Origin of the sequence: Photorhabdus kleinii, assembly GCF_025384885.1 — a bacterium.
Lineage (GTDB): Bacteria > Pseudomonadota > Gammaproteobacteria > Enterobacterales > Enterobacteriaceae > Photorhabdus > Photorhabdus kayaii.
Window position 1 is genome coordinate 46,652 of sequence record NZ_JAJAFY010000016.1, and the last position, 15,633, is coordinate 62,284.

The following is a 15,633-nucleotide window of genomic DNA, read 5'->3' on the forward strand; positions in this document are numbered from 1 at the left end:
ATGTGCGACATCGTATTTTAACGTTGTTGCTGGGGTTGGCGGTGCTGGTCACCGCTGGCTGCGGTTTTCATCTGCGCGGCACCACTCAGGTGCCACCGGAACTCAAAAAGCTGCAATTAACAAGCGGTGACCCATACGGGCCACTGGCCCGTTCCGTTCGCCAACAGCTTCGTCTGAATAATGTCACTATCCTTGAGGATGGTAGCGCTGATGTTCCTGTTTTGAAGTTAATTAACTCTTCTGAAAATAAAGATACTGTCTCTATTTTCCAAGATGGTAAGGCGGCTGAACGCCAATTGACACTGAATGTCGATGCTCAGGTTATTATGCCAGACGGTAGCGTATACCCGCTGCGATCCAGGGTTGACCGCTCTTTTTTCGACAACCCATTAGAGGCCCTGGCGAAAGATGCTGAAAACGAGATAATCAATCAGGAAATGCGTGAACAAGCTGCTCGCCGGTTAGTTCGCCAGTTATTGACCGTTCACAACGCAGAAAAGCAGAAAGCCAGAGAAAAACAGGTGGGACAGCAAGCTGCGCAAGCACAATGATCAAACTCTATCCCGAACAATTGATTTCGCAGCTCAATGAGGGGCTGCGAAACTGTTATCTAATATGGGGTAATGAACCCCTACTATTACAGGAAAGCCAGGATCATATTCGCAAGGCTGCTGAAAAACACGCTTTCACTGAACACTTCACCTATACACTGGATAATCACACCGAGTGGGATGAGATATTCAATATTTGTCAGTCATTAAGTCTGTTTGCTAGCCGTCAAACACTCACTTTACTACTGCCGGAAAATGGCCCCAATGCAACCATAACCGAACAACTGGTGAAACTGGCTGGACTACTTCATCCAGATATACTGCTAATACTACGTGGTTTGAAATTGACCAAGGCTCAGGAGAACAGTAACTGGTTCAAAATACTAGGAAAAAACGGTGTTTATGTCAGTTGTCAGTCCCCCGAACAGAACCGTCTGCCGCAATGGGTTGCACACCGGGCCAAAGCCATGAAATTGGCACTGGAAGAACAAGCCAATCAACTACTGTGTTATTGTTATGAAGGAAATTTACTGGCGTTAGCTCAGGCACTTGAGCGACTTTCCCTGCTATACCCAGACGGTAAACTGACCTTACATCGTGTCGAAAATGCGGTGAATGACGCGGCTCACTTTACACCTTATCACTGGGTAGACTCGCTATTATCAGGTAAAGCAAAACGAGCCTGGCATATTCTGAAACAGTTAAAACAGGAAGATTACGAAGCTGTTATTCTATTACGTACCGTACAGCGTGAATTACTGTTGCTACTCACGCTGAAACGTCAAAGTACCACAACCCCGATGAAAACACTGTTAGATCAGCATCGGGTATGGCAAAACCGCCGTCCATTACTGACAAGCGCACTGCAACGTCTCACTCAACATGATTTGCAGCAAGCAATTCATTTACTTGTACAGATGGAACGCCAGATCAAACAGGATTACGGCCAGTCTATTTGGTCAGATTTAGAAACGCTTTCTATGCTGTTATGTGGAAAAACCTTACCTGAGAGCTTTTTTAATGCCTCATGCCATTGATTCTACTTGCCCGAAACAACCCGTTATTAAAGCATTATTTGGTGGAACATTCGATCCCATCCATTACGGGCACTTACAACCAGTTGAAACCCTGGCATATCAAACTGGCCTGAATCAAGTGATTTTACTACCAAATCACGTTCCCCCACACCGCCCACAACCGGAAGCCACTGCACAACAGCGGCTTGAAATGGTACAACTGGCAGTACAGGATAGCCCACTGTTTACCGTCGATAAGCGTGAACTGGAGCGCACTATCCCCTCTTACACAATTGATACGCTAGAGTCATTCCGTCAGGAACTTGGTAACAAACAACCACTAGCATTTATAATCGGCCAAGATGCTTTGTTATCACTGCACACTTGGCATCGTTGGCAAGAATTATTGAGTTTCTGCCATCTGCTGGTTTGTGCTCGCCCCGGTTATCAAACCCAGTTTTCTACAACCGAAATGCAACACTGGCTTACAGAACATCAAATCTGCGATCCAAACCAGCTTGGCAGTAAACCTAACGGTTATATCTATCTGGCAGATACACCTCTGCTGCCGATCTCAGCAACAGACATCCGTCAACGCCACCAGCAAGGGTTAAGTTGTGACGATTTACTCCCCCTTTCAGTACAAAAGTATATAGATTCACAGGGGTTATATCGCCAATAGCGGAATCTGCCTCGATTAGTCGCTTAGTTGACTTACCCTTAAGTGACCTGACATGCTATTATTCCGCACTATTTAATCAATTGTGATAAAAAATAAGGATGAGCCTTTTGCAAGGTAAAGAACTCCAACAGTTTGTTATTGATAAGCTTGAAAACTCCAAAGCACAGGATATTGTTTCCCTTGATGTCCAAGGGAAATCAAGTATTACCGATTGCATGATTGTCTGCACCGGAACTTCCAACCGCCATCTGATGTCTGTCGCAGATAATCTGGTTGATGACTGTCGCGCAAGCGGCCTGATCCCACTTGGCGTTGAAGGACAAGGCGTATCTGACTGGATTGTCGTAGACCTCGGTGAAGTTATCGTACATGTCATGCAAGAAGAGAGCCGCCGCATGTACGAACTCGAAAAGCTTTGGAGCTGAGTTTGAAGCTGCAATTAATTGCTGTAGGTACAAAAATGCCGGACTGGATACAGGCCGGCTTTACAGATTATTTGCGTCGTTTTCCCAAAGACATGCCATTTGATCTGATAGAAATCCCGGCTGGCAAACGGGGGAAAAATGCGGATATTAAACGCATTCTGGAAAAAGAAGGCGAACAAATGCTAGCCACTGTCAGCAAAGGCAGCCGTATTGTCACCCTGGACATTCCGGGTTCCCGCTGGGAAACGCCTCAATTGGCGCAACAGCTTGAACATTGGAAACGGGATGGTAGAGATGTCAGTTTGTTGATAGGTGGGCCAGAAGGTCTCGCTCCGGCATGTAAAGCTGCCGCAGAACAAAGCTGGTCACTGTCACCGCTAACCTTACCCCATCCTCTGGTCCGAGTTTTGGTTGCGGAAAGCCTGTACCGGGCATGGAGTATTACGACCAATCATCCCTATCATCGGGAATAATTTGGTTATCAACGGATAAAAGCGAATTTCTGGCAATGGGATGAAGAATAAACGTACCCCTTTTCGTGATTATACGGCTGAATCAGCCCTATTTGCTCGCCGCGCATTAGTGGCATTTATTATCATCCTGGTACTGACTGGTATCCTGATTGCCAATCTTTACCATTTACAAATCACCCGCCACGAAGACTATCAAACCCGTTCAAACGAAAACCGTATTAAACTGGTTCCAATTGCGCCAAGCCGCGGGATCATTTATGACCGCAACGGTACGCCATTGGCACTTAATCGAACTATCTATCAGTTAGAAATCATACCTGAAAAGGTAGAACACCTTGAGCAAACGCTGAATGATTTACGTAATGTTATCGATCTGACTGACGAAGATATTGCCAACTTTGAAAAAGAGCGTAAACGCTCGCGCCGCTTTACCTCTATTCCATTGAAAACTTCACTTGATCATATTCAAGTAGCACGCTTTGCCGTTAACCAATATCGTTTCCCTGGTTTTGAAATAAAAGGCTACCAACGCCGCTTCTATCCTTATGGTTCAGCACTGACACATATCATCGGCTATGTTGCTAAAATTAATGATAAAGATGTAGAACGATTGGATAAAGAAGGTATTTTACCTAATTACGCCGCTACCCATGATATCGGCAAACTGGGTATTGAACGCTATTATGAAACTGTTTTACACGGCAAAACGGGTTATGAAGAAGTCGAAGTGAATAACCGAGGCCGGGTGATACGCCAATTACATGAACAACCACCACAGGCCGGACAAGATATTTACCTCACTATCGATCTCGAATTGCAGATTTACATTGAGAAACTCCTCACAACCAGCCGTGCTGCGGTCGTTGTCAGTGATCCACGTAATGGGGAAATCCTGGCACTGGTATCTAACCCAAGCTATGATCCAAACCTATTCGTAAACGGTATCTCCAATAAGAACTACCAGGAGCTATTAAACAATCCTGATAGGCCGCTTATTAATCGTGCTACTCAAGGAATCTATCCTCCAGCTTCGACAGTGAAACCTTTTATTACCGTTGCAGCACTAAGTACAGGCGTTATCAATAAAAATACCACCATTTTTGATCCGGGTTGGTGGCAATTACCGGGTTCAGAAAAACGCTACCGTGACTGGAAACGTTGGGGACACGGTAGTCTCAATGCACATAGAGCCATTGTAGAATCGGCGGATACTTTCTTCTATCAAGTTGCCTATGATATGGGAATTGATCATCTATCTGAATGGATGACCAAGTTTGGCTATGGCGAATATACTGGAATCGACCTAGCCGAAGAACGCACCGGTATCATGCCTACCCGCGAATGGAAACAAAGAAAATATAAAAAACCTTGGTATCAAGGAGATACCATTCCTGTGGGTATCGGCCAGGGATATTGGACAGCAACCCCCATTCAAATGGTAAAAGCGCTGATAACCTTAATTAACGACGGTAATGTAAAAACACCACATCTTCTGCTAAGCAAGAAGCTGAAAGGTGAGATGATCCCTTATCAACAAATAGAAAATATTCAGATCGGTGATATCCATTCAGGATATTGGGAATTGGCAAAAAGCGGCATGTACGGTGTTGCTAACCTGCCAAACGGTACCGGCCACAAAAGTTTTATCGGTACGCCTTATAAAGCAGCGATCAAATCGGGAACAGCACAGGTCTACAGTTATGAAACCTACAATGCCAGTAAAATTGCTGAGCATTTACGGGATCATAAGCTGATGATCGCTTTCGCTCCTTATGAAAATCCGACAGTAGCCCTTTCCATTATTTTAGAGAATGGTGGTGCAGGCCCAGCAGTGGGAACTCTTGTTCGCCAAATCCTCGACCATGTACTATTAGGGGATAACAACACAACATTGCCGAATGCTGTCCCTACACCTCCCGGAACAGAAAGTGACTGATTAACACCATGACAGAAAACCAAAAAAGGGTTCCTCTCTGGACCAGATTACATATCGACCTACCATTACTCCTGTGCATTTTGGCATTGCTGATATACAGCGCTTTTGTTATGTGGAGTGCCAGTGGTCAAGATATGGGTATGATGGAGCGCAAAATTAGCCAAATTGGTGCTGGGCTGGTTGTCATGCTCATCATGGCGCAAATTCCACCAAGAGTTTATGAAAGCTGGGCGCCCCATCTCTATATTGTTTGTGTCATTTTACTGATTTTTGTCGATGCTTTCGGGCAAATAAGTAAAGGTGCCCAACGCTGGCTGGATTTAGGAATCATCCGCTTCCAACCTTCTGAAATTGCCAAAATAGCCGTACCACTGATGATCGCACGCTTTATGAACCGCGATTTATGTCCCCCATCACTGAAAAATACGACTATCGCTCTGATGCTTATTTTTCTGCCTACTTTACTGGTTGCCGCTCAGCCAGACTTGGGGACTTCAATTCTGATCGCGGCTTCTGGCCTGTTTGTCTTGTTCCTTTCGGGCATGAGTTGGCGGTTGATCGGTATCGCAGCTCTACTGTTAACCAGCTTTATCCCCATCTTGTGGTTCTTCCTGATGCATGGCTATCAGCGCGATCGCGTCATGATGCTACTTGATCCAGAAAGCGATCCACTAGGTAAGGGTTACCATATTATTCAATCAAAAATCGCGATTGGCTCCGGTGGTTTATCAGGTAAAGGCTGGCTATTAGGAACACAATCTCAATTGGAATTTCTGCCAGAACGTCATACAGATTTCATATTTGCCGTACTGTCAGAAGAACTTGGTTTGATTGGCGTACTACTGTTATTAACATTATATATGTTATTAATTACTCGTGGGCTGGTTATCGCAACCAGAGCACAGAACACTTTTGGCCGGGTTATGGTTGGCGGCCTAATGTTAATTCTATTTGTTTATATCTTCGTCAATATCGGCATGGTGAGTGGTGTCCTGCCTGTAGTGGGCGTTCCTTTGCCATTTGTCAGTTATGGCGGCTCTGCGTTAATCGTCTTAATGGCGGGTTTCGGCATTATCATGTCGATTCACACACACAGAAAATTGTTGTCCAAAAGTTTATAGAGAAGAGGTTTCAATGCGTCAACACTGGCTTATATTCGGCATGATTGCAGCCCTGCTATCTGGCTGTACTACTCCTGACAAACAAAAACCTGCCCCGTTACCCGTAGTACCAACGCAGGATGTTCTGGGTGCAGAACCTCGTTATGAACCTTATCATCCTAGCGCCAATGATGATTATCAGATGAACGGACATACTTATCACATTGTGCAAGCCCCCTCTCAGTTTAGTGAGACAGGTTATGCTAGTTGGTACGGTGAAGAATCTAGCGGCAAAATGACCGCAATTGGTGAACGTTTTAATCCTTATGCTCTGACAGCCGCCCATCCTACCCTGCCAATTCCAAGTTATGTCCGTGTGACCAATTTGAGCAATGGCCGCATGATGATTGTTAGAGTCAATGACCGTGGTCCTTATAAACCAGGGCGAATTATCGATCTATCGAAGGCTTCCGCTGAACGGTTAAACCTAACTCAAAGTACCAAAGTTAAGGTTGATTTTATTGAGGTTGCCCAGGACGGTTCTGTATCCGGTCCCGGTACCATTGGCAGCCAGATAGTTAAACAGAGTTATGCTCTACCGGATAGACCAACGCTGACAACCAGTCCATTAGGAACACCAACAATGGAGAATATCCCTGATCAGACTAGCAGCCAGCCCTTAACAAATCAGCCGATGAAACTGACGATACAACCGGAAGCGACTGAACAACTCCCCACAATGAAGCTGCAACCACCTAAGCCTGTTACAAACAGTACTTCAATAGTCACAACGCCAACAGCCGCCTCAGCAAATGGTTTTATAGTTCAAGTTGGTGCTGTTAGCAGTGAGCAACGAGCAAAAAAGTGGCAACAAACACTGGCGCAACGCTTTAATGTTCAAGGCCGCGTAACTCAATATAATAACGTTTATCGTGTACAGTTAGGGCCATTCAACAATCGCCAGCAAGCTGCCGATTTACAACAAAAACTGGCTGACCAAATACAGCAATCTTCTTTTATCGTCAGTCCTTAATCGTTCTCTTACTGATATCTCACTTTGATTCAGATATCAGTAAGAGGAGTAAAAAAATGTAAACCTGAGTCTTGTCAAAATTTGGCAATGTCAGTATTTTTTTCATTTGCTATGATGTGGCTCGATATCAATCTTTTCTCACGGATGTTGTCAAACTAACCATGAAATATACAACCACTTCTCGTTTTATAAAAAGCACCACCTTGGGTATTGCGCTGGCAATAAGTGCTTCTGCCTTTGCCAATGGGAATGATGTCAACCTGAAAACGATGATCCCAGGAGTGCCTCAGATTGATGCGGAAGCTTATATCCTTATCGACTATAACTCAGGCAAAGTGCTGGCTGAGATGAATGCAGATGCACGCCGTGATCCTGCCAGTCTGACAAAAATGATGACCAGCTATGTTATTGGTCAAGCAATCAAATCAGGCAAAATCCACCCAAATGATATGGTCACTGTTGGTACTGACGCATGGGCAACCGGTAATCCGGTATTTAAAGGCTCTTCCCTGATGTTCCTCAAGCCAGGCGATCAGGTCTCGGTTTCTATGTTATCCCGCGGTATAAACTTGCAATCCGGTAACGATGCCTGTGTTGCAATGGCAGATTATGTTGCCGGTAGCCAAGAATCTTTCGTTAATTTAATGAATGGTTATGTGAAATCGCTTGGATTAAAGAATACGAATTTCAAAACCGCTCATGGCCTGGATGCAGAAGGTCAATACAGCTCTGCCCGTGATATGGCATTGATTGGTCAAGCGCTGATCCGTGATGTTCCTGAAGAATACACCATCTATAAAGAGAAAGAGTTTACCTACAACAATATCCGCCAGACAAACCGTAATGGCTTATTGTGGGATAAGAGCCTGAATGTCGATGGTATTAAAACCGGTCACACTAGCGCAGCGGGCTATAACCTAGTCGCTTCTGCAACGGAAGGCGATATGCGCCTGATTTCTGCGGTATTAGGAGGCCACACTTATAAAGGCCGTGAAACAGAAAGTAAGAAACTGCTGACCTGGGGTTTCCGTTTCTTTGAAACTGTTGCTCCTCTGAAAGCAAGCAAAGAATTCGCCTCTGAACCAGTCTGGTTTGGAGATAACGATAGGGTTCAATTAGGTGTTGATAAAGATGTTTATCTGACTATTCCCCGTGGTCGTCTGAAAGATCTGAAAGCCAGCTATGTCATGAATAATAGTGAATTACATGCACCACTGGCGAAAAATCAAGTCGTAGGTACTATCAACTTTCAACTTGATGGCAAAACTATTGAACAGCAGCCTTTAGTCGTCATGAATGAAGTAAAAGAAGGCAGCATCTTCGGCCGCTTTATCGATTACATCAAGCTACTATTTCATCATTGGTTTGGCTAATTCTTGAGATAATTAAGCGATAAACAGAGTCCATCAAAGCGAATCGGACTACCGCCCAATCGCAATAAGCATCTCCGCGTTTTAAAGCGGAGGAAAGTATCAAATTTTACAGAAGAAACTGACCGTGCGTATCGCGGAAAGCAAAACAGGAGCGCCCATGAAAACGAAATTAAATGAACTGCTTGAGTTCCCTTGTTCATTCACTTACAAAGTGATGGGCTTGGCGGAGTCTGAGCTAGTCAATCAGGTCGTTGAAGTGGTTCAACGTCATGCGCCGGGCGATTACTCTCCACAAGTGAAGCCAAGCAGCAAAGGTAACTACCACTCAGTGTCCATTACTATCAATGCGACTCATATTGAACAAGTAGAAACGCTGTATGAAGAATTAGGTAACCTTGAATTGGTACGGGTAGTATTGTAATACACACTAGAGAAATCCCCTATAATTTCACAGGGGATTCTTTATCTATCAGGAATACTACAGTTTCAGGCGCACTAAACTGGTGAGAAGCTCTTCTGAGGGTTATACTGACCAAATCTTATAGCTATCAAATGAAGTTTCAATTGCAACATAAAACGATTTTCTTACGTCAATTAGGAATACAACCCTACGAGCCGATTTCTGATGCAATGCACTTGTTTACTGAGCAGCGAGATACTAATACACCTGATGAAATCTGGCTGGTACAGCATCCAAAAGTCTTTACTCAAGGACAAGCAGGTAAAGCTGAGCATTTGCTGTCCCTCGGTGATATTCCGGTTATTCAATCCGATCGTGGTGGACAAGTCACCTATCATGGCCCTGGTCAGCAGGTTATGTATGTCATGATTGACATTAAACGCGCCAAAATTGGTGTACGGCAACTGGTTACGGCGATAGAGGATACTGTCATTAAAACCCTTGCTCACTTTGGTGTGAAAGCCCATGCCCGCCCGGATGCCCCTGGTGTCTACGTCAATGAAGCAAAAATTTGCTCTCTTGGATTACGGATACGTAAAGGTTGTTCTTTCCACGGACTAGCCCTCAATATCGCAATGGATTTAGAACCCTTCCTGCGTATTAACCCTTGTGGCTATGCCGGCATGAAAATGATTCAACTCAGTGACTTAGTTCCTGGAATTACTGTTGAACAAGTACAACCTGTTTTAGTAGAGAAATTTTGCCAGCAGTTAGGATTTAAACTGAACAGTTAAAGATGCTATAATTTTTTAACATTTTTCAAAAATTTTTTAATTATTTATCATACAGTAGACTGAATGATAAATCTCAACCTGATGAATTTAACACTGGAACCAGCACGATTATGAGTAAACCAATTCAGATGGAACGCGGAGTTAAGTACCGCGACGCAGACAAAATGGCGCTGATCCCTGTCAAAACAGTGATGACCGAACGTACAGAAATCTTGCGTAAACCTGAGTGGATGAAAATCAAACTTCCTGCGGATTCCAGCCGCATTCAGGGCATCAAATCTGCCATGCGCAAAAATGGTCTGCATTCCGTTTGTGAAGAAGCGTCTTGCCCTAACCTGGCAGAATGCTTCAATCACGGTACAGCAACCTTTATGATCCTTGGCGCAATTTGCACCCGCCGTTGCCCTTTCTGTGATGTTGCGCACGGCCGCCCAATGGCACCTGACACCAATGAACCCGTAAAACTGGCACAAACCATTAAAGACATGGCACTGCGCTACGTTGTCATCACCTCCGTTGACCGTGATGATCTACGTGACGGTGGTGCTCAGCACTTTGCTGACTGCATCTCTGCTATTCGTGAAAAAAATCCATCCATTAAGATTGAAACCTTAGTTCCTGACTTCCGTGGACGTATGGATCGTGCACTTGAAATACTGACAGCGACACCGCCCGATGTCTTTAACCATAATCTGGAAAACGTACCCCGGGTTTACCGTCAGGTGCGCCCTGGTGCAAACTATGAGTGGTCATTAAAATTACTTGAAAAGTTCAAAGAAGCCCATCCTGATATTCCAACCAAATCGGGTCTGATGGTCGGTCTTGGTGAAACCAACGAAGAAATTCTTGATGTTATGCGTGATCTGCGCCGCCACGGTGTGACTATGCTGACTCTGGGACAATATCTACAACCTAGTCGTCATCATTTACCGGTACAGCGCTACGTCAGCCCACAGGAATTTGATGAAATGAAAGAAGAAGCGTTAGCTATGGGGTTCACCCATGCCGCCTGTGGTCCATTTGTCCGTTCTTCTTATCATGCTGACTTACAAGCCAAAGGTGAAGAGGTCAAATAACCCAGTATCTTAGTGCCTATCCAAATAGGCGTAATTGTTGCAGGCCGTTTGAACACGGACAGCGCGGAAAAACCGGAGCGTACACGTAGTACGTGAGGATTTTGAGCACTGCCCAGGTTCAAAATGGCAAATAAAATAGCCCTATTGGATAGGCAGTTATTATGACTAATATTATTCTGGCTGTATTTATCGGAGGTGGCTTAGGCAGCGTATTACGTTGGTTTATCAGCCTCCGTCTTAATAATATTTCTTCTAATATCGCGATTGGCACCCTTACCGTTAACTGTATTGGTGCATTAATTATCGGACTAGGGTTAGCCTATTTTAATAAATCTACACATCTTGATCCGGCTTGGAAATTGATGTTGACCACCGGTTTTTGCGGAGGTTTAACAACCTTTTCTACATTCTCTGTTGAAGTTGCTTATTTGTTACTGGACGGGAAACTAGGATGGGCACTGGGAACAGTTTTGCTTAATCTTTTTGGATCATTACTGATGACCATATTAGCTTTCGTATTGATGCATGAACTTTAAATTAAAATTACCTACATATCATACAGGCCTCATACAAGCCAAAAAAAACCCGTTGTAATAACGGGTTTTCGAAATATGGAGTTAAAATCAGATAGCGACAACGTTTGCAGCAGATGGACCTTTAGCGCCGTCAGTGATTTCAAACTCTACTTTTTGACCTTCTGCCAAAGTTTTAAATCCGTTACTCTGAATAGCAGAGAAATGCACGAATACGTCTTTACTACCATCTTCTGGAGTGATAAACCCGAATCCTTTAGATTCATTAAACCACTTAACGTTACCTTTAATTTTTGACATCAAACTTACCTTTAACGTGAAAATTAAGACACAAAATCTGCGTCGCATACAGTACAACAAATAAGTTGGCTCACTGTCTACAACCAAGATCACGAAAAGCATAATAAAATACGATAGATCTTATCTTTATTTAGTTTTACTACTAAATAATACACATATATACCCTATGGATTTCAAGATGCATCGCGGCGGCAAGGGAGCGAATCCCCGGAAGCATAGATAACTATGTGACCGGGGTGAGTGAGTGCAGCCAACAAAGAGGCAACTTGAAAGATGACGGGTATATAAATATCTATAATCCTCCCTGGTCTTTTATCACACAAGTTATCTAATAAACAAATGACTAGGTTTTTTCATGTTCTAATAGCCAGCTTTTAATATTCAGGCCACCGGTATATCCCACCAATTTACCATCATGTCCAATAACACGATGACAAGGCACAATTAATGAGATCGGATTACGAGAATTAGCCATTCCTACCGCACGACAATAATTAACTGAACCTAATGCTAATGAAAGTTGCTTATAACTCCACACTTCTCCAAACGGGATCTTACATAACTGTAACCATACACGCTGCTGGAATTCAGTTCCTGCCGGGTTGAGTGGAACGGAAAACTCAGTTCGCTTACCCGCAAAATATCCCCGTAACTCTTTCACGCACTGCTTAGTAATATCATTTTTCACTTCAGGCGCTGTTTTTTCATCAACAAAATATAGACTGGTCACTCCCTTATCATCCGCAGTGATATGAATATACGGTTTAGGAAATCCTTTGGGTGTATCAAAATAGTGATGATACATAACCACCTCCATTGAAAAAAATATCAATCATTATAGAGATTAGAGTAAATCGTCTTTTCGACAAATTGCAATGATGAATTCAGTTGCTCCCTTACCACCGACTAGAAAACTTAAACTTGTCTGAAGGCGAAAAGCCTGCCAACAAACAGAGAATAACCCACATCGTAATTTTAATGATAGTTACTCGATGTAAAATTAACACTATATATGGTGTGGTTGAAATAAAATTTCACTATATATAGTATGATTCAAGTTCTGGCCTTTAGGTAAATTATTACTCATGAACCAAATTTTGCCATTACATGCCCACAAACTGACAAAGGAGTCGTTAATGAGCATTACCATTTATAGCAAACCGGACTGTGTACAATGCAGCGCAACCTATCAGGCGCTAAGCCGAAGAAATATTCCTTATCAGATTGTCTATTTAACCGAAAACCCGCAGGCTTTAGCGACTATCCGTGCTATGGGCTACCAGCAAATTCCTGTGGTTGTAGCAGGTACACAGCATTGGTCAGGATTTCGTCCAGATAAAATCAACGCATTAACCGAGAATTTATAGGTTTATTATGAATATAAATCCGCTGATCTATTTCTCCAGTTCATCCAGTAATAGCCATAGATTTGTTCAGAAACTGGAAATACCAGCCTTTCGTATTCCAATAAATCAATCAGACAGCCCATTAAACGTAACTTCTCCTTACATTTTACTGACCCCCAGTTACGGTGGTGGCAGTACTAAAGGTGCTGTTCCACCACAAGTGATCCGATTTCTCAATATCGCCGAAAACCGGGCATTCATCCGGGGAGTCATCGCGGCCGGGAATACCAACTTTGGCGAAGCTTACGGCATCGCTGGGCGGATAATTTCAGAGAAATGCCGGATACCCCTCCTATACCGTTTTGAACTGTTGGGTACTGAAGAAGATGTACAACGAGTACGCCAAGGTATTCAAAGGTTCTGGCAACATGATTCATTAGAGAATATGTAATTATGACTTTTCAAATTAATGCACAACAGGATTATCATGCTTTAAATGCCTTGCTCAATCTATACGATAGTGAAGAAAAGATTCAATTTGACAAAGACAAACTGGCTATTCATTATTATTTTCGCCAGCATGTAAATCCAAACATACTATTTTTCCATAGCCTAAAAGAGAAACTGGATTTCCTCCAACAAGAGGGATATTACGAAACAAACGTGCTGGAGCAATACGATTTTACTTTTATTAAAAAGCTCTTTCAGCAAGCCTATAGCAAAAAATTCCGCTTTCAAACCTTTCTGGGCGCATTCAAATATTACACCAGTTATACTCTGAAAACCTTCGATAATAAACGTTATCTAGAACGCTATGAAGATCGGATATGCATGGTAGCACTGACCCTAGCCCAAGGCGATCAAGTGCTGGCTTGTCGTCTAGTGGATGAGATGATCAGTGGCCGTTTTCAACCAGCAACGCCAACTTTTCTTAATTGCGGTAAGAAACAGCGAGGAGAATTGGTTTCCTGTTTCCTGCTACGCATTGAAGATAATATGGAATCCATCGGACGTTCAGTTAATTCAGCCTTACAGCTTTCAAAACGTGGCGGAGGGGTCGCATTCTTACTCAGTAATCTACGGGAAACAGGTGCACCGATAAAAATGATTCAAAATCAATCATCAGGTGTTATCCCAGTGATGAAAATGCTGGAAGATGCGTTTTCATACGCCAATCAACTCGGTGCACGCCAAGGTGCAGGGGCCGTTTATCTCCATGCTCATCATCCCGATATTCTTCGTTTTCTGGATACAAAACGGGAAAATACCGACGAAAAAATCCGTATAAAAACACTCTCTATTGGCGTCGTTATTCCTGATATCACTTTTAAGCTGGCTAAACATAATGAAGATATGTATCTATTCTCCCCTTATGATATTCAGCGGATTTATGGTGTGCCAATGTCCGAAATTAGCATGACAGAAAAATATACTGAAATGGTAAATAACCAACAAATTCAGAAATCAAAAATCAATGCTCGTGAATTTTTCATGACGTTAGCTGAGCTTCAATTCGAATCTGGTTATCCCTATATTATGTATGAAGACACGGTGAATAATGCTAATCCGATTAAAGGTCGGATTAATATGAGTAATTTATGTTCCGAAATTTTACAGGTTAACAGTGCCAGCGAATATGAAGAGGATTTAAGTTACCACCATATTGGGAAAGATATTAGTTGTAATCTGGGATCAATGAATATTGCTCATACAATGGATTCACCTGATTTTACCCTCTCTATTGAAACAGCTATCCGTGCTTTAACCGCGGTATCAGATATGAGCCATATCCGTTCAGTTCCTTCTATCGAAAAAGGAAATCAGGATTCCCATGCCATTGGTTTGGGGCAAATGAATCTTCACGGCTATCTGGCAAGAGAAAAAATTCATTATGGTTCTGAAGAGGGAATAGATTTCACCAATATCTATTTCTATATCGTCACTTATCACGCTCTGCGTACTTCCAATCAGATCGCCATTGAACGCAATAGCTACTTTAAAGGCTTTAAAGATTCTCGTTATGCCAGTGGTGAATTTTTCAATAAATATACAGAAAGAGCATGGCAACCTCAGACAAAAAAGGTCTCTCAATTGTTTGAACAAGCAGGAATAACCATTCCTAATCAACAAGACTGGCTTGAATTAAAAGCCTCAATTATGACTCATGGTATTTACAATCAAAATCTCCAAGCTATTGCTCCTACAGGTTCTATTTCATATATCAACAATTCAACCTCAAGCATTCACCCGATTGTATCCCGTATTGAGATCCGTAAAGATGGCAAAACAGGACGGGTATATTATCCAGCGCCATTTATGACGAATAATAATCTTGAATATTACCAAGATGCTTACGAAATAGGACCGGAAAAGATTATTGATACTTATGCTACAGCCACTCAACACGTCGACCAAGGATTATCCATGACACTTTTCTTCAAAGACGATGCCTCTACCCGTGATATTAACAAAGCCCAAATTTATGCCTGGCGTAAAGGAATTAAAACACTTTATTACATCCGTCTGAAACAAACTGCTCTGGAAGGTACGGAAGTACAAGATTGTGTTTCATGCTCACTATAAAATAATTCTGGA

The 15,633-nt window shown here is 42.9% G+C and carries 18 protein-coding genes; 16 read left to right on the plus strand and 2 right to left on the minus strand.

The window, feature by feature from the left end:
* Window positions 1–2: 2 nt before the first annotated feature.
* From lptE to crcB, 13 genes are all read left to right on the plus strand, one after another.
* Window positions 3–551 (plus strand): LPS assembly lipoprotein LptE, encoded by a 549-nt coding sequence (gene lptE / locus LG003_RS10230; protein ID WP_112878078.1) that lies wholly within the window; start codon window positions 3–5, stop codon window positions 549–551.
* Window positions 548–1,588 (plus strand): DNA polymerase III subunit delta, encoded by a 1,041-nt coding sequence (gene holA / locus LG003_RS10235; protein WP_262980667.1) that lies wholly within the window; start codon window positions 548–550, stop codon window positions 1,586–1,588. Before lptE ends, holA begins: the two co-directional genes overlap by 4 nt.
* Window positions 1,572–2,249: a nicotinate-nucleotide adenylyltransferase gene (gene nadD / locus LG003_RS10240; protein ID WP_112878076.1), complete on the plus strand. Its 678-nt coding sequence runs from the start codon at window positions 1,572–1,574 to the stop codon at window positions 2,247–2,249. The genes holA and nadD overlap by 17 nt, the downstream gene beginning before the upstream one ends.
* 98 nt (window positions 2,250–2,347) lie before the next feature.
* Window positions 2,348–2,674, plus strand: coding sequence for a ribosome silencing factor (gene rsfS / locus LG003_RS10245; RefSeq protein ID WP_191214694.1), 327 nt, complete (start codon window positions 2,348–2,350; stop codon window positions 2,672–2,674).
* Between the two features lie 2 nt (window positions 2,675–2,676).
* Entirely contained in the window at window positions 2,677–3,147 is a 471-nt protein-coding gene (gene rlmH, locus LG003_RS10250; RefSeq protein ID WP_112878074.1) for a 23S rRNA (pseudouridine(1915)-N(3))-methyltransferase RlmH, read from the plus strand.
* Window positions 3,148–3,187: 40 nt separating this feature from the next.
* Window positions 3,188–5,083 carry a peptidoglycan DD-transpeptidase MrdA gene (mrdA, locus tag LG003_RS10255; RefSeq protein WP_262980668.1) on the plus strand — a complete coding sequence of 632 codons (1,896 nt, stop codon included), beginning with the start codon at window positions 3,188–3,190 and terminating at the stop codon, window positions 5,081–5,083.
* Between the two features lie 8 nt (window positions 5,084–5,091).
* Window positions 5,092–6,204: a peptidoglycan glycosyltransferase MrdB gene (gene mrdB / locus LG003_RS10260; RefSeq protein ID WP_112878072.1), complete on the plus strand. Its 1,113-nt coding sequence runs from the start codon at window positions 5,092–5,094 to the stop codon at window positions 6,202–6,204.
* Between the two features lie 13 nt (window positions 6,205–6,217).
* Window positions 6,218–7,216 carry an endolytic peptidoglycan transglycosylase RlpA gene (gene rlpA / locus LG003_RS10265; RefSeq protein WP_262980669.1) on the plus strand — a complete coding sequence of 333 codons (999 nt, stop codon included), beginning with the start codon at window positions 6,218–6,220 and terminating at the stop codon, window positions 7,214–7,216.
* Between the two features lie 161 nt (window positions 7,217–7,377).
* Window positions 7,378–8,589 carry a D-alanyl-D-alanine carboxypeptidase DacA gene (gene dacA / locus LG003_RS10270; RefSeq protein WP_112878110.1) on the plus strand — a complete coding sequence of 404 codons (1,212 nt, stop codon included), beginning with the start codon at window positions 7,378–7,380 and terminating at the stop codon, window positions 8,587–8,589.
* A 157-nt stretch (window positions 8,590–8,746) separates the two neighbouring features.
* The gene (ybeD, locus tag LG003_RS10275; RefSeq protein WP_112878070.1) at window positions 8,747–9,010 is read left to right on the plus strand and encodes a DUF493 family protein YbeD; all 264 of its coding nucleotides are present in this window, start codon (window positions 8,747–8,749) and stop codon (window positions 9,008–9,010) included.
* Between the two features lie 131 nt (window positions 9,011–9,141).
* Window positions 9,142–9,783 carry a lipoyl(octanoyl) transferase LipB gene (gene lipB, locus LG003_RS10280; RefSeq protein WP_112878069.1) on the plus strand — a complete coding sequence of 214 codons (642 nt, stop codon included), beginning with the start codon at window positions 9,142–9,144 and terminating at the stop codon, window positions 9,781–9,783.
* A 110-nt stretch (window positions 9,784–9,893) separates the two neighbouring features.
* The gene (lipA, locus tag LG003_RS10285; RefSeq protein WP_011145615.1) at window positions 9,894–10,859 is read left to right on the plus strand and encodes a lipoyl synthase; all 966 of its coding nucleotides are present in this window, start codon (window positions 9,894–9,896) and stop codon (window positions 10,857–10,859) included.
* Between the two features lie 161 nt (window positions 10,860–11,020).
* Window positions 11,021–11,395, plus strand: a complete 375-nt coding sequence (gene crcB, locus LG003_RS10290) for a fluoride efflux transporter CrcB (RefSeq protein WP_262980670.1) — start codon at window positions 11,021–11,023, stop codon at window positions 11,393–11,395.
* An 87-nt stretch (window positions 11,396–11,482) separates the two neighbouring features.
* On the opposite strand, the gene cspE is transcribed toward crcB, so the two are convergent.
* Window positions 11,483–11,692: a transcription antiterminator/RNA stability regulator CspE gene (gene cspE / locus LG003_RS10295; protein ID WP_146747419.1), complete on the minus strand. Its 210-nt coding sequence runs from the start codon at window positions 11,690–11,692 to the stop codon at window positions 11,483–11,485.
* A gap of 343 nt (window positions 11,693–12,035) precedes the next feature.
* Window positions 12,036–12,497, minus strand: coding sequence for a methylated-DNA--[protein]-cysteine S-methyltransferase (locus LG003_RS10300; protein WP_011145612.1), 462 nt, complete (start codon window positions 12,495–12,497; stop codon window positions 12,036–12,038).
* A 331-nt stretch (window positions 12,498–12,828) separates the two neighbouring features.
* Here LG003_RS10300 and nrdH point away from each other — a divergent pair, with 331 nt between their 5' ends.
* Genes nrdH through nrdE form a run of 3 tightly spaced genes read left to right on the plus strand, consistent with a single transcriptional unit; the run spans window position 12,829 to window position 15,621 of the window.
* A complete protein-coding gene (gene nrdH / locus LG003_RS10305) occupies window positions 12,829–13,059 on the plus strand; it encodes a glutaredoxin-like protein NrdH (protein WP_262980671.1) in 231 nt (76 codons plus the stop codon).
* Window positions 13,060–13,072: 13 nt separating this feature from the next.
* Window positions 13,073–13,489, plus strand: a complete 417-nt coding sequence (gene nrdI, locus LG003_RS10310; protein WP_162107608.1) for a class Ib ribonucleoside-diphosphate reductase assembly flavoprotein NrdI — start codon at window positions 13,073–13,075, stop codon at window positions 13,487–13,489.
* A 2-nt stretch (window positions 13,490–13,491) separates the two neighbouring features.
* A complete protein-coding gene (gene nrdE, locus LG003_RS10315) occupies window positions 13,492–15,621 on the plus strand; it encodes a class 1b ribonucleoside-diphosphate reductase subunit alpha (RefSeq protein WP_262980672.1) in 2,130 nt (709 codons plus the stop codon).
* Window positions 15,622–15,633: the final 12 nt, after the last annotated feature.